We start from the raw sequence: 13,803 nt of genomic DNA, 5'->3' as shown, positions 1-13,803 counted from the left end.
AGGGTGCGGGGATCCGTCGGGGAAACCTACGCAATCCCGCCACTTCTTGTGACGCTGACCGTGCCGCATCTTTACGGGCAGAATCCCTCTCAGAGGCAACTCCGGATGCGTCGATACCCCTTGCTGGCCACCGCGCTCCTGCTCGCCGTACCGCTCGGCGCACAGGCCCCCTCCCCGCTCACCGCCGAGCTGGACCGTCGCCTTGCCGGCGTGATGCCGAAGGTCGTGGCTTGGCGCCGCGACATCCATGAGCATCCGGAGCTCAGCGGCTTCGAGGTCCGCACGGCGCGCCTGGTGGCCGAGCACCTGCGCGCCCTCGGCATGGAGGTCCGCACCGGCGTCGGTGGTCACGGCGTCGTGGGCGTGCTGCGCGGCGGTCGCCCGGGCCGGACGGTTGCCCTGCGTGCTGACATGGATGGCCTGCCCGTCACCGAGCAGGTGGACCTCCCGTTCCGCTCGCGCGTGCGCGCGACGTACAACGGCCAGGAGGTCGGCGTGATGCACGCCTGCGGGCACGACAACCACGTCGCGATCCTCATGGGCACGGCCGAAGTGCTCGCCGGCATGAAGGCGCAGCTGCCGGGCACGGTGGTCTTCATCTTCCAACCCGCGGAAGAGGGCCACCCGGATGGCGGTGGCGGCGCCGAGCGCATGATCGCCAACGGCGTGATGGATAATCCGAAGATCGACGCCATCTTCGGCCTGCACGTCTGGTCCGGCAAGCTGGGCGAGATCACGTATCGCCCCGGCCCGACGATGGCGGCGTCGAACTCGTATCGCATCACCGTCCACGGCCGGCAGACGCACGGCGCGAACCCGTGGGGCGGCATCGATCCCATCGTCGTCGGCTCGCAGATCGTGATGGGCCTGCAGACCATCATCTCGCGGCAGACGGACATCACGGCCAACCCGGCGATCGTCACCGTGGGCCAGTTCAATGCCGGCGTGCGCAACAACATCATCCCCGACTCGGCCGTGCTCGTCGGCACGATCCGCACGTTCAGCAACGAGCAGAAGGCCGACATCTTCCGCCGCGTGCAGACCACGGCGCAGAACATCGCCGAGGCCTCGGGCGCGCGCGTGGACGTGAAGATCGACTCCGGCTACATCGTCACTCGGAACGATGAAGCGCTCACCGCGCGCATGTTGCCGACGCTGCAGCGCGCCGCCGGCCGCGACATGGTGCAGCTCGCGCCGCTCGCGACGGGCGCTGAGGACTTCTCGTACTTCCAAGCGCGCGTGCCCGGCCTGTTCATCTTCCTCGGCGTGTCGGCGCCGGACGCAGACCTCAACACCGTGCCGCGGAATCACTCGCCGCTGTTCTTCGCGGATGAGCGGGCGTTGCCGGTGGGGGTGAAGGCGATGAGTGCGTTGGCGCTCGACTGGCTGGCGCAATCGTCTCGCTAGTTCGAGCGCGTCATTACCTGGGAGAGGGGAGACGAGGGTACGGGCGGAGATGGAGAGAGGGGAATGGGAGAGACGGGGGGTAGACGTGTCACGTCTGCCCCCCGTCTTCCGCATTTCCGTCTCGCACTCCCCGCCCGTGTCCCCTTCTCCCACCTCAGCGCGTGGCGACTTGCTGTCTATGCACCCTAGCCCCGGCCACGCCGCCACTCCGTCGGCACCATCCCCATCCATCGCTTGAACGCACGGATGAACGGCGCCGCCTCGGCGTAGCCGAGCAGGACGGCGACCTGGGCTGAGCTGAGGCGGGGGTCCGCCAGCAGCTGCAACGCGCGCTCGCGACGCTCGGCCTCGACCAGCGCGGTGAACGAGCTGCCGGCATCCGCGAGTCGGCGAGACAGCGTCCGTGCCGACATGGCGAGTCGCCGGGCGATGTCGCCGCTGCGTGGCTCGCCGTGGGCGAGCGCGATGCCGATCTCGCGCCGGACGCTCGCCACGATGTCCCCCTCTCGCTCGAGTGCGGCGTGCATGGCCTCGGCGTGCCGCGTGAGGTACGGCAGGACGAGCGCATCGGCGCGCGGCAGCACCTGCGCAAGCACCGCGGCATCGAACGCGACTTCGAACACGCGGCCGTTCCATGCCACCGGAGCGGCAAAGAACTGTTCGTGCCGCGCCGCATCGTCAGGACGCGACAGCGGGTAGGTCACCCACGCCGCCCGCACGCGGCGTCCGAGCAGCGCCTCCATCACGCTCACCGTGCTCGCCGCCTGCGCGTACACGGGCTCACGTAGTCGGGCGAAAGCTGGCGTCGGTGGACGCACGAAGACGATGCGCTCCCCCGCGGGTGTCATCCGACGTTCGGTCCGCGGCATCAGCTCGGGATGCACCACGGCCGCGAAGCGCTGCATGAGCTCGAGCGCCTCGGCCACGGTGCTCCCGTGACGCATCACGTGGCCGACGATGCCCGCGGCCCCCAGTCCCAGGCGCTGGCCGATCTCGAGGCCCATGCGCTGCGAAGCCAATGCTTCCCACAGCCGCAGGTCGCAGGACACGGGCACACGGGCGTCGGGATCCGCGAGCTCGGACTCGCGAAGGCCGGCCGCGTGCAGGAGTGCATCGCGGTCGGCGCCCAGCGACACCGCGACCGCCAGCACGCCGGCGGGAACGCTGGCCAGGATGGTGTCATGCTCGGAGACGGCGCGTGGGGTGGCGGGCACGGTCAATGCGTTGGCGGAATCGGTCAACGAGCGGAGGATGGGGCTGCCGTACGGTTCGCACACCCTACTGGAGGAATGATGCAGCTGGATTCGCTTCGTGTCATCGTCGTCGGCGGCGCCATCGGCGGCAGCACCACGGCGCTCTTGCTGGCCAAGGCCGGCGCCCACGTCACGCTGCTCGAGCGCATTGCCCACCCGCGCGCCGTCGGTGCGGGGATTGCGATCGCGGCCAATGGCATGGCCGTGCTTGAGGGCCTCGGACTCGGACCCGCGTTGGCGGATGCCCCCTTGGTGCGGAACGGCCGCATCGTGGACGGCAACGGCCGCGCCCTCCTCGAACCGATGACGGCGATGCCGCCGGTGCGCATGCTGCGGCGCGCGACGCTGGCCGCGGTGCTGCTCGATGCGATCGCCGCCGAGCCGCGCATCGAGGCACGCTTCGGGTCGGAAGTCCTCGCCGTGCATCCCGAGGGCCGGGTTCGCGTCCGACACGCGCAGGGCGAGACGGAGCTGCAGGCCGACTTGATCATCGCGGCCGACGGTGCGCACTCGGTCGTGCGCGAGTCGCTCGATTTCGGCGCGCGCGTGTCGGAGGGCATCGCATACGTTCGGGCGCTTGTGCCAGCTGGCCTGGCGCGAGAGGAGGAGGCGTGGACGTCCGCCGGAATCTTCGGCAGCTTCGCGGTCGATGCGGCCACGTATCTCTACGCCTCGGCCGGCACCCCGGCGCTGCAAGCAGCCGTCGCGGCACGAGATCTCGACGCCTTCCGCCAAGCATGGAGCAGCGCCTACCCCGCGGCACAACCGTTGCTCGCCGCACTCGCACGCTGGGACGACCTCCTGCTGCACCGCGTGGTGCAAGTGCACTGCGCGCGCTGGTCTGTCGGCCGCGTGACGCTGCTCGGCGATGCCGCACACGCGATGGCACCGAACCTCGGCCAAGGGGCGAACAGCGCGATGGTGGACGCCGCCATCCTGGTGGATGCGTTGCGGTCGTTCCAGAACGTGCCTGCGGCGCTGGTAGCCTATGAGAAGCGGCGGAGGCCGGCGGTCACCCGAGTCGCGACGACATCGTCGCGGCTCGGTGCGCTGGCGGATGCGACAGCACCGCGCGCACGGTGGCTGCGCGATCGCGTGCTGATGCCGGTGCTGCGGATGCTACCGGCGAAGCGGGCGGTACGGGACGTGCTGCAGGAGCAGCCGGAAATCCTACGCCGAGCCGCCGCGCTTAGCTGACCGCGGCGACGGACGCCCCGCACTCCACGCAGAACTTCGCGTCGGCTGCGACCGCCGCACCGCACGACGGGCAGCCGGCGCCCAGCATCCGCCCGCAATCGGAGCAGAACAGCGCGTCGCTCTCCGGCCGCGGACCGCAACTCGGGCAGCTGCGTCCACCCCGCTTCACGCGGGCAATCAGCGCCTCGGCCGCGTCATCGGCCGCCGTGCGTGCGGCTGCGGCGGCCGGTGTCGCCGCAGCGACGTCCCCCGCCTCGCGCGCCCGCAACTCCGCCAACGCGCGCGGCGTGTACGTCGCCTTGAGCGTGGCGTAGTCCTCCGGCGAGAGCTTCCCGGTGGCTTGGTCGAACTCGATTTCGCGAAGTGCCTCGAGGGCGCTCGCTTCCGGCGCCTGCTCCGGCGCGAGGACGATCGGCGTGTTCCGCAGGCCGCCCTTCAGCAGCGGCCACATCACGAAGGCAAGCGCAGCGACGGCCAGCACCGAGCCGAGCAGCAGGGCGATCACTCGAAGTCTTCCTCGCGCAGCGCCTTCTCGAGGCGCGCCATCTCGTCGGCGCTGGCATCAATGCGCGGCGCGACCACCGCAGCGCTCGCCGAACCGGCGGCCACCACCGGCGCGTTGGCCGCGGCCCGCGCCGTCCAGCGCTTGATCATCATCGTGAGGATGATGCCGCCCGTCGTCATCACCACGGCGGGGGCGAAGTACCCCGCCCAATTGAAGCCCTGCTTCACGGGCGCCGTCAGCGCGACCTCGCCGTACGTCGCGACGAAGGCATCCTTGATCTCCTGCGCGGTGAAGCCGCCTTCCACCAGCCGCATCACGTCGCGGTGCATCGCCGGCGACACACTACAGGTGAAGTCCGTCGTGCGGCAGGTGTAGACATCGAGGATGCAGGTGCACTGGCACTTGAGCGTACGCTCGAGTTGGTCGCGCTCGAGCGGCGTCATCGACGGCTGCGCACCCGGCTTGGGCTCCCGCAGCACGGGCCGGTACGCGCCCTGGTCCATCGGCGTGAACGTCGGCTGGCCTTGGCCACTCAGCACGCGGCTCGTCAGTACCGCGCCCGCGCCAGCCGCCGCGACGAACCACTCCCGACGCGTCAGCATCAGACGCCCGCCGTCTCGGCGTGCTGCGGCGCGAGTTCCGTCACGTAGCCGCCCTGCCGCTTCCGCTCGCTCTGCGGCCACATCACAATCAAGCCGCCCAGTGCCATCAGGATGCCGCCGTGCCACACCCACACGACGAGCGGATTGAAGTTGATGCGGATCTCCGCGCGGTCGCCGATTGTGCCGGCAAGCACGAGGTACACGTCCTGCCGCTGCATCTGCAGGATGCCCACTTCCGTGCTCGGCTGGAACGTCGGGTTGCCGCGCGTATCGAAGTGCTGCCGCTTCTCGCTGGTGAGCACCGGGAAGGCCTTGCCTTCCATGACCGGCATCAGCGCGACCGTGACGACGTCGCGGTTCAGCGCCTTGAACTGCGAGATGCCGTCGCTGGTGAAGGTCCATTCCTTGCCGAACGGATCCTTGGTCGTGAAGCTCTCGCCTTCGCGCAGCGTCACGTCGTACTCCTGACGGAACGCCATGCCGGCGAACGCCGAGAACAGGATGACGATGCCCGCGTGCACGATGTAGCCGCCGTAGCGGCGGCGATTGCGCGTCACGAGGTTCACGAGCGCGGTGAAGATGTTCTCGCCATGCATCTTCATGCGCGCCATCGCACCCTTGTAGAACTCCTGGATGATCGTGCCGGCCACGAAGGCGCCGAGGCCCCAGGCCATCAGCGGGTAGAGTTCGCGCGCGCCGAGCACCCAGAGCACGGCAGCGGCCACGACGCCGAAGAACGCCGGGCCCGCGAACTGCCGTTGGATGTTCTGCACCGAGGCGCGACGCCAGGCGATCAGCGGGCCGATGCCGGTCAACGCCAGCAGCAGCAGGCCCAGCGGGACGTTCACCGTGTTGAAGAAGCTCTCGCCCACCGTGATCTTCGAGCCGCGCACCGCCTCGGAGAGAATCGGGAACAGCGTCCCCCAGAGCACCGAGAACGCGATGCCCACCAGCACGAGGTTGTTGTACAGGAACGCCGCCTCGCGCGAGATCATCGCCTCCAACTCGGCCTTTGCCTCCAGGTCCTTGAGGCGGACCGAGACCAGCCACGAGGTCACCACGAGCATGAGCACCATGAACACGGCGAACCACATGCCGATGTTGCTCTGCGCGAACGAGTGCACGCTCTGGATGATCCCCGAGCGCGTGATGAACGTGCCGAGGATGCTGAGCAGGAACGTGCCGACGACCAGGATCACGTTCCACTTGCGCAGCATGCCGCGCTTTTCCTGGATCATGATCGAGTGCAGGAACGCCGTACCCGTCAGCCAGGGGAGCAGCGAGGCGTTCTCCACCGGGTCCCACATCCAGTAGCCGCCCCAACCCAGCTCCACGTACGCCCACCACATCCCGAGCAGGATGCCCAGCGTGAGGAACACCCAGGAGATGATGCTCCACTTCCGCACCGCGCCCAACCACTCGGCGTCCAAGCGGCGCGTGACCAGCGCGGCGATCGCGAAGCCGAAGGGAATCGCCGTCGCGACGTAGCCCAGGTAGAGCAGCGGCGGATGGATGGCCATCGCCGGGTTCTGCAGCTGCGGGTTCAGGCCGCGGCCATCGGGCGGAATCCACTCGAGTCGTTCGAACGGGTTCGACGCAATCGTCGTCGCCATCACGAAGAAGAGCAGCACCGCGGCGTTCGTGCCCGTCACCCACGGCATCAGCGCGCGGTTCTTGCTTCGGTTGGTGAACGTCGCCGCGGCCGCATAGCCGGCAAGCACAAGGCACCAGAAGAGCATCGAGCCCGCCTGGCCGCCCCAGAACGCCGAGAACTTGTAGACGATCGGCAGGTTGGCGCTCGTGAACGATGCCACGTAGCGCACGGAAAAATCACTGGTCAGCAGCGCGGTCCAGAGTCCGAGCGAGGCCAGCACCACGAAGCCCGTGGTGGCATAGAGGCCGCGCTCGCCGCTGACGATCAGGTCTTCACGCTTGAGGTAGCCGCCCGCGAAACTCAACGTGACGGCCCAGACGCCCATCAGGAGGGCGATCCACAGGGACAGCTCGCCGACGAGAACCACGACTCAGTACGACTTCGTCGCGGCGCTGTCGTGGCCCGCCGGCATCGGGGCGCCGCTCTCCATCGCCTTGCGCATCGCCTCGTAGCTCTCCGGCGTGGCTTCGTAGCGCGAGGCGCACTTGGCGAGCAGCGTCGTCGCCTGGAAGGTGCCCGTCGCATCGAGACGGCCTTCGACGACCACTTCCACGGAATCGGAGAAGGTGTCGGGGATGATCCCGCGGTACACGACCGGATACGTCGCCTTGCCGTCGGTCATCTGGAACGTGACCATGCGGCCGGACGAGTCGCGTACGACCGTCCCCGGCACGACCTTCGCGCCGACCTTCACGCCGGTCCCGACCATCGACGGGTCTTCGGCCACTTTGGCTTCCAGCTCGGCGGGCATCAGGAAGTAGATGCCGGTGTCCTTGATGGCGCCGGCCATCAGGACGCCTGCGGCGCCGAGGACGACGGCTCCGCCGAGGAGGAACTTGGTGCGGGGGTGCATCAGGGGGCTCCCAGGATTCGCGTACGCTTCAATATAGTCGCGGCGGTGGGCAAAGGGTCCCGTCCACGTGGTCCGCTATCTGTCCAGCTGTCGTACGAGAATCGCGCCGCTTCCACCGCTGAATCGGCCCGGGATTTCCGGAGACTCGGTTAGTTGAGTCCCACGGCCGCGGACGCGGCCTGGGTGTGATAATACTGCGCTTCGTACTCCGCCGGGGGGATGTCCCCGAGCGGCTGCATCAGGCGCTGGCTGTTGTACCAGGCCACCCATTCCAGCGTCGCATACTCCACGTCCTCCCGCCCCTTCCGTCAGCTTCCCCGTCAGGCAGACCGTTCGTAACTAGACTGGAGCGGCGCGGGTGACCTCGGCAGGAAGGTGAGCGGCGGGACCCGGCCGAGGCTGTCGTGCGGCCGCCGCGTGTTGTAGATCGTGAGCCAGCGTTCGGTCTCGGCGCGGACGTCGTCAAGGGAGCCGAAAAGGTACGCGTCGAGGACTTCCTTGCGGTAGCTCCCGTTGAAGCGTTCGATGTAGGCGTTCTGGTTGGGCTTGCCCGGTTGGATGTGCAGCAGCCGCACGCCATGGCGCCGGCACCACGTGGTGAGTTCGACCGAGACGAACTCGGGCCCATTGTCACAGCGGAGCGCGCTCGGCGCCCCGTGCAGCGCGACGAGCTGGTCGAGCACCTGCGTCACCCGCGCGGCCGGCAGCGACAGCGCCACCTCGACCGCGAGGGCCTCCCGATTGCCTTCGTCGAGCACGTTCAGCGTGCGGAAACGCGTCCCGCTGTAGAGCATGTCGCTCATGAAGTCGACGGCCCACATCCCGTTGAGGACCGCGGGCGCGTCGAGCGGCTGCCGCTCGCGCGGCGGGATCCGGCGTTTCGTCCGTCGCTTGAGGTTGAGCTTCAGCGCGCAGTACACGCGATACACGCGCTTCCAGTTCCAGCGATGCCCGGCGAGGCGCAGCGCATCGAAGCACATCCAGAAGCCCCACTGCGGCGTCTCGGTCACGAGCGCGGTGAGCGCCGCGATCACGTCGGCGTCGCGGTCCAGCCGGTCCGGCGGCGGTCGGTAGTACGCCGCCCGCGAGAGGGACACGACCTGGCAGGCATGCCGCACGGACAGCCCGTGCTCCTCCACCAAGATCGCGATCACCTGCCGCTTCGCGGGCGGCGCTACAGCTTGCGACTGAGGACGTCCTTGATGGCCGCATTCTCGAGCGCGAGCTCCGCGTACATCCGCTTGAGCTTCACGTTCTCGGCCTCGAGTTCCCGCAGCCGCTTGAGCTCGGCGACGGTCGCCCCGCCGTACTTCGACTTCCAAGTGAAGAAGGTCGCCCGGCTGATCCCGTGCTTCCGGATCACCTCGGCGATGGGCACCCCGCCTTCGACTTCCTGCAGGGCGGCCACGATCTGGGACTCGGTGAACTTCGAACGGCGCATGGCTCCTCCATAGGCACCGTCCCAAGTCTAACTCCGACTGTCTACCTCAGGGGGAAGCTGACGCGGGCGCGAGGAGCGGTCGGCCAGCGCCGCCCAGCCCCCGGCCGCGAAGCGGCGCAGCCACTTGTAAGCCGTGCTCGGGCTGATGTGGAGGGCCGCGGCGACGGCGCGCACCGGCTCGCCGTCGAGGACCACCCGGCGGACGAGCTCGGCTCGCCCCCAGGCGGTCAATCGCGCATTGTTGTGGATGTTCACTGAGGCCTCTGGCTGAAGGTTGGGTGGCTCGCACCTCCAGCTTCCTCAGTTATGCCTCAGTGAACAACCTCTTTAGAACCGACATCTAGGTCCCACTGGCTCAGCTGGCAGCTCTGCGGTTGTGGCTGCATGCAGCACGACCGTCCTATCGGAGAGACACCGTCGCGCCCGCCGTGCCTCAGTCTTCTTCTTGGTATCCTCGAGGAATAAGCTCCACAACGGCTGAGCCGCCAATCAGATCGAACACGAAGGTTGCGACATCGCCTTCGTCCGCCCCTACCTGACGGAGCCATCTCTTGTATCCGCCCACGATACCGCTGTCGTCTACTCGCAAATCGGTATCGTCCTGAGGAAAAGCGAAAGTACGCGCCGCGATATATCGCACAATCGTCGCAGGGGCAGAGAGAACCAACCCCTCCGTGTACTTTGGAAGCACGCATGAGAAGTGGAGTCGACCATCATCTCGCCAGCCGAAATCTGTGATGCGCTTAACGGGGGCACGAGTTGCGAGTTGTCGTCGCAACTCCGCGATCGCGACCGGGTCCGGCTTCAGGCCGCGGAGAGTCCAGATACCGCCACCGAGATTCTCGAGGTAGGGGCTGTAGGTCATTGCCAGTGCCGTGGAAGAAGGACTGACGTCCTGCCGCGCAGCGAGGTCGATGACCCTCGCTCGGTCAAGAATCCCAGTGGGAGACTCCCTGAATAGATCTGCGAGTTTCGACTCCGTCGGTGTGACGCGAGTGGACACACGCGCTCCTGGTGCCAACCGCACTGATGAGCCTACCTGAACGAAACTAGGGTGAGCCTGGAAGAAGGACGCGAGCGCCTCGCGGGGAGGGGGTACCGGAATCCACGGCGCGCTCATCCGACCTGAAGTTGTCCGCCACCTAAGCCCCTTTCCGAGCCCCTCTCGGATGCTGCCGACGTCGATCTCCGAGACAAAACCAAGCATCCCTGCCGCGGTGACCTCCACATAGCTGCCCAGTTGGCCGCGGTGCCAATACCACCCTCCTGCTAACTCCTCGTACTCCGAAAGCTGGTTGAGCACTGCCTTCACTTCCTCTGGTCCGGCAGTCGTGCCTCGAAGCCTCAGTGCGCTCACAACTGAATCGGGCCGGAACACCCCTCCCTGAAATGCAAGGCGCGATGACTCACGCTCGACTTCGATGTTCAGACGTGCCCTTGCCTCAATCACAACGATTAACTGACCAGCAATCTCCTGGAGAATCAGAGACACACGTCGACCGAGCCTTGCGGCTGTGCTCAAGAGGCTCTGAGGATGAAACGGACCGTCCGAGATGCCTCGATCTCTCAGTACGCGACTAGCTGTCTCAGCATCAATTGGCGCCTCGGACTCTAAGATTTCCAGCGCGGCATCGAGCTGTGGGAGATAGACCGGGTGCCGTGAAATTCGTGAGTCAAATTTGAGTTGCAGCTGTCTCGCTCGCTCTCGGGTGATGCCAAGGCGGCTAGCGACTTCTTCCAGCGTATATGCTCGAGACTGACCGGACATCTGAAGTCGGTCGAGTATTCTCGCAAGCCGGTCTCCCTTGAGTCCGGTGAGTCGACCAACGTAGTCCTCGATAGCCCCCTCGAGAGACAACGCGCTCACCTTCTCGGCGGTGAAGCGAGACCGAATGACAGCTTCACGCAGCTGAGCACCCTTCTCTTGCGCGTCCCCACCAACCTCCGAGACAAAGCTCTCAACCAACTCCGCGAGCGTCTCGCCTCCAAGCGGTAGGTGCTCGCGGAATCTGGGATCTGAGTGGCTGACGAACCTCATCCAGGGCTCGACCTCAATCCCTTCCCCTTCGGTCGAATCAGGAGTCTCAGCGTCCGCCTCGGACTGACTGTGGAGGTCAGCCACAGCACCCGCCTCAAGAGTACACGCGAAATCCAAATATGAACCTGGACCGAGGTTCGGGATGGCCATGATGTCCCGGATGCGCAGCAAACTCCAGTCGAACGGCGAGGCTGGCAACTGACGCTGCCATACCGCGCTTCTGACCGCGTTACGGGTCCGAGTTGTCCAAGGGATGAAGTCGACCGACACCTGAAGATTCAGGTCAGATACCGCCGGCAAGTCCTGAATCTCGGCGAGTCGGCTCTTAACGAGCCAAACCAAGAGCGCCTTTCCGCGCTCGCTAAACGACTTGCCAGGAGCAATCGCCGACACTGAGAGGTCGGAGTAGGTGCGAGCACCAGTTTCGGAGAGCTCGGCCTGCAACCAGGCAGGAAGCTCCTCGTGAGCCCACGCGTCGCGGAGCGCTCGAGGTAGCAAAGGAGCCCCGGCCATTCCCCAGCGAGGAAGCATTCGAACCTGGTGAGGGATGCTATCGATGTGTGAGTTGCGGAACGATGACGCACACAATATACTTTGTCAATCCCACAATTAACATTTTCGGTATTGATTAGTGCCAGTGTCCAACGTTGAAATCGTCACCTTCGCGGTTTTTGCCCTCGGGGGCGCCTCGAAAGTGGTTGACACTGAGGACATCGCAATCGAGTCTCACGCGATTGCTCCTTCTCGCTTCGCTTGGACCAAGTATCCGGACCAAGTGAATCTGGAGCTGGTGCGCGTCTTTCTCTCCGACGCGAAGAAGAAGTCGCATGGCTGGCTCGCCGGCACTGGCAAGGATGGATGGAGCCTGACACCCAAGGGACTCAAGTGGGTGAAGGAAAACGAGCATCGGATGCGCAGCACCGAGTTCTCTAGTCGTGCCCGGCGTGATCGGAGGTCCGCGTCCCCGGACGAGCGCCGCTGGAGGCGCGAAGAGCTTCGACTGCGATCTCTTCCAGCCGCGCGCGCCTGGATCGAGAGCAGGAGGCCGCCCACGAGTGCGGAAGCAATGGTGGTCTTCCGCATCGACTCATATGTGAACGCGCAGATGCGAGACCTCAAGATCACTCGCCTCTTGGAGCTATTCGCGCAAGAACCGGATCTCTTGGAGTTCGTCCAAGCGGCCGCGGACGCTATTCAGCCCGGAGAACGCCATGAAGGCCTCTGACATCAAGGTCACATCTCATGTGGGCCGCGACCTGCTGGCAGCAGCCGCATCATTTAAGCATGAAGCGGCTGTTGTTTGGGAGTATGTAGTAAATAGCCTTCAGTATGTTGAGCGCGGTCTAACACCGAGCGTGCAGGTGGAAATCGCTCCGCGCGCACGGCGAATTCTCATTAGCGACAATGGTCGCGGTATGACTGCGTCCGACCTGCAGCATTACTTCCAAATGCACGGAGAGAACCGTGATCGCGCTGCGGGCCGACCAGGGCGAGGGAAGTTCGGCACAGGGAAGTCTGCGGCGTTCGGAATTGGCACAAGTCTCACTGTCGACACGCGCCGGAATGGATTGCGCAACGTTGTGCATCTGTCGCGCGCGGCTATTGATGCGTCCAATGGCAGCGATATTCCGATTGAATGGCGTGTCCGAAATGAGTCGACGACCGGTGCAAACGGCACCGTGGTCACAATTGACGACATCGTTCTCCCTCGGATCGAGGCGTCGCGGGTGATCGAGTACATCGAACGCCATCTCAGCGCATTCAGAGGACTCTCTCCCGAGGTTGCGGTCAACGACCACGTTTGCTCTGCCCGAGAGCCCGTCGTGTCGCGAGAGCTCAAGTTTGAACCATCTCCTGCCCAGCGGACCTTGCTCGGAGATGTCGTTCTAGTGGTCCGTGTGGCGCGATCGTTACTGGGCGAGCTCGATCAAGGGGTGCAGGTAACCTGTGGCCCGGGTAACCTTGTCGCGATCGAGAAGGGAGGAGTCGACCGCAAGGAATACGGGGCGTTCCTATTCGGCAATGTCGACGTCCCGGCGCTCGAGCGCCACGAATCCCCGATTCAGCCTTTTGATGCGAGCCGATCACTCTCGCTGAACCCGCTCCATCCCGTCTCTGCCGCGCTTATTGCTTTCATCGGCGCCAGCCTCGAGAAAGCGAGACTTGAGCTCGTCTCCGATGCAAGAGAACACCGAAAGACCGAGCAGGCCCGCAAGCTAGCAGAGGCAGCTGACAAGATCGCGGAGGTGCTTAACAAGGATTTTGCACAGGTTCAGGGACGGCTCTTTCACATCCGTTCTGCCTCCGGCAGCGGCCCCGCACACGGTCGTTCTGCTCGATCCGAACTTGGGGGCGATGATCAGTCTTCGTGGATCGAAGGGGCGAGTGAACCAGGGGAACTCGCTTCTGAGCCGCCGCAGAGAACGGACAATCCAAGAGGGCGCAAGGCACCCGACCTGCCAAGGCTCGGTGACTTGAGCGATTCCGGATCAAGGTCGGTAGATCCTGCGGGTGGTACCGGAAACCGTAAGCGTGCAACTGGCGGCTTTCAGGTTAGGTTCGAGGAACTCGGAAAAGAGGAACCGAGGTCCGTTTACGATTCCTCCTCGCTGACAATCTTCATCAATCTCTTGCATCCAGCCGTGGAAGCCGCGCTCGGCGATGGAGACACGGAGAACGTTCTGTTCCGGCGGCTCGCGTACGAGGTGGCCTTCTCCGAGTACGCTATCGCGCTCGGGCACGAGACGGTGAAGGCTGACCCGGACCTCCCGGCAAACGATCTGCTGTACGAGATTCGAGCATCACTAAACCGAGTATCCGCCTCGGCCGCCAGCCTTTATCGCACCTGATTCT

General features: G+C 65.6%; 12 protein-coding genes and 1 pseudogene. 4 read left to right on the top strand and 9 right to left on the bottom strand.

Annotated features, from left to right (window positions below; translation table 11 throughout):
• Window positions 1-105: 105 nt before the first annotated feature.
• Complete coding sequence (locus Strain318_RS03095; RefSeq protein ID WP_367887070.1) at window positions 106-1,407, top strand: amidohydrolase; 1,302 nt, start codon at window positions 106-108, stop codon at window positions 1,405-1,407.
• 185 nt (window positions 1,408-1,592) lie between these two features.
• On the opposite strand, the gene Strain318_RS03090 is transcribed toward Strain318_RS03095, so the two are convergent.
• Entirely contained in the window at window positions 1,593-2,648 is a 1,056-nt protein-coding gene (locus Strain318_RS03090) for an AraC family transcriptional regulator (RefSeq protein ID WP_367887069.1), read from the bottom strand.
• Between the two features lie 48 nt (window positions 2,649-2,696).
• Between Strain318_RS03090 and Strain318_RS03085 the strand changes: the two genes are divergently transcribed.
• The gene (locus Strain318_RS03085) at window positions 2,697-3,857 is read left to right on the top strand and encodes an FAD-dependent oxidoreductase (protein ID WP_367887068.1); all 1,161 of its coding nucleotides are present in this window, start codon (window positions 2,697-2,699) and stop codon (window positions 3,855-3,857) included.
• Here Strain318_RS03085 and Strain318_RS03080 read toward each other — a convergent pair.
• The 8 genes and pseudogenes from Strain318_RS03080 to Strain318_RS03045 form a co-directional block, all read right to left on the bottom strand.
• Complete coding sequence (locus Strain318_RS03080; protein ID WP_367887067.1) at window positions 3,850-4,362, bottom strand: double zinc ribbon domain-containing protein; 513 nt, start codon at window positions 4,360-4,362, stop codon at window positions 3,850-3,852. The two genes, Strain318_RS03085 and Strain318_RS03080, sit on opposite strands and share 8 nt — an antisense overlap.
• Window positions 4,359-4,964: a cytochrome c-type biogenesis protein CcmH gene (locus Strain318_RS03075; RefSeq protein ID WP_367887066.1), complete on the bottom strand. Its 606-nt coding sequence runs from the start codon at window positions 4,962-4,964 to the stop codon at window positions 4,359-4,361. The genes Strain318_RS03080 and Strain318_RS03075 overlap by 4 nt, the downstream gene beginning before the upstream one ends.
• Window positions 4,964-6,985 (bottom strand): heme lyase CcmF/NrfE family subunit, encoded by a 2,022-nt coding sequence (locus tag Strain318_RS03070; RefSeq protein WP_367887065.1) that lies wholly within the window; start codon window positions 6,983-6,985, stop codon window positions 4,964-4,966. Before Strain318_RS03070 ends, Strain318_RS03075 begins: the two co-directional genes overlap by 1 nt.
• 3 nt (window positions 6,986-6,988) lie before the next feature.
• Window positions 6,989-7,471, bottom strand: a complete 483-nt coding sequence (locus Strain318_RS03065) for a cytochrome c maturation protein CcmE (RefSeq protein ID WP_367887064.1) — start codon at window positions 7,469-7,471, stop codon at window positions 6,989-6,991.
• 149 nt (window positions 7,472-7,620) lie between these two features.
• Window positions 7,621-7,776 (bottom strand): annotated as a pseudogene (locus tag Strain318_RS03060) (IS3 family transposase); the annotation flags it as partial.
• Window positions 7,777-7,791: 15 nt separating this feature from the next.
• Window positions 7,792-8,912 (bottom strand): IS3 family transposase gene (locus tag Strain318_RS03055; protein ID WP_367885731.1). Its coding sequence is split into 2 segments (ribosomal slippage): window positions 7,792-8,651 and window positions 8,651-8,912, totalling 1,122 coding nucleotides; the frame shifts between segments, so codons are not numbered across the junction.
• Between the two features lie 27 nt (window positions 8,913-8,939).
• Complete coding sequence (locus Strain318_RS03050; RefSeq protein WP_367887063.1) at window positions 8,940-9,167, bottom strand: helix-turn-helix domain-containing protein; 228 nt, start codon at window positions 9,165-9,167, stop codon at window positions 8,940-8,942.
• 178 nt (window positions 9,168-9,345) lie between these two features.
• On the bottom strand, window positions 9,346-11,394 hold the full coding sequence (locus Strain318_RS03045) for a sigma-70 family RNA polymerase sigma factor (protein ID WP_367887062.1): 2,049 nt from the start codon (window positions 11,392-11,394) through the stop codon (window positions 9,346-9,348).
• A 193-nt stretch (window positions 11,395-11,587) separates the two neighbouring features.
• Here Strain318_RS03045 and Strain318_RS03040 point away from each other — a divergent pair, with 193 nt between their 5' ends.
• Both Strain318_RS03040 and Strain318_RS03035 read left to right on the top strand, forming a co-directional pair.
• Complete coding sequence (locus Strain318_RS03040; RefSeq protein ID WP_367887061.1) at window positions 11,588-12,175, top strand: hypothetical protein; 588 nt, start codon at window positions 11,588-11,590, stop codon at window positions 12,173-12,175.
• Window positions 12,162-13,799: an ATP-binding protein gene (locus tag Strain318_RS03035; protein WP_367887060.1), complete on the top strand. Its 1,638-nt coding sequence runs from the start codon at window positions 12,162-12,164 to the stop codon at window positions 13,797-13,799. Before Strain318_RS03040 ends, Strain318_RS03035 begins: the two co-directional genes overlap by 14 nt.
• Window positions 13,800-13,803 lie beyond the last annotated feature (4 nt).

It is taken from the genome of Pseudogemmatithrix spongiicola, assembly GCF_030623445.1.
Classification (GTDB): Bacteria; Gemmatimonadota; Gemmatimonadetes; order Gemmatimonadales; family Gemmatimonadaceae; genus Pseudogemmatithrix; species Pseudogemmatithrix spongiicola.
Note: the sequence above shows the minus strand (reverse complement) of the source record. Positions and strands in the feature narration are given on the sequence as shown.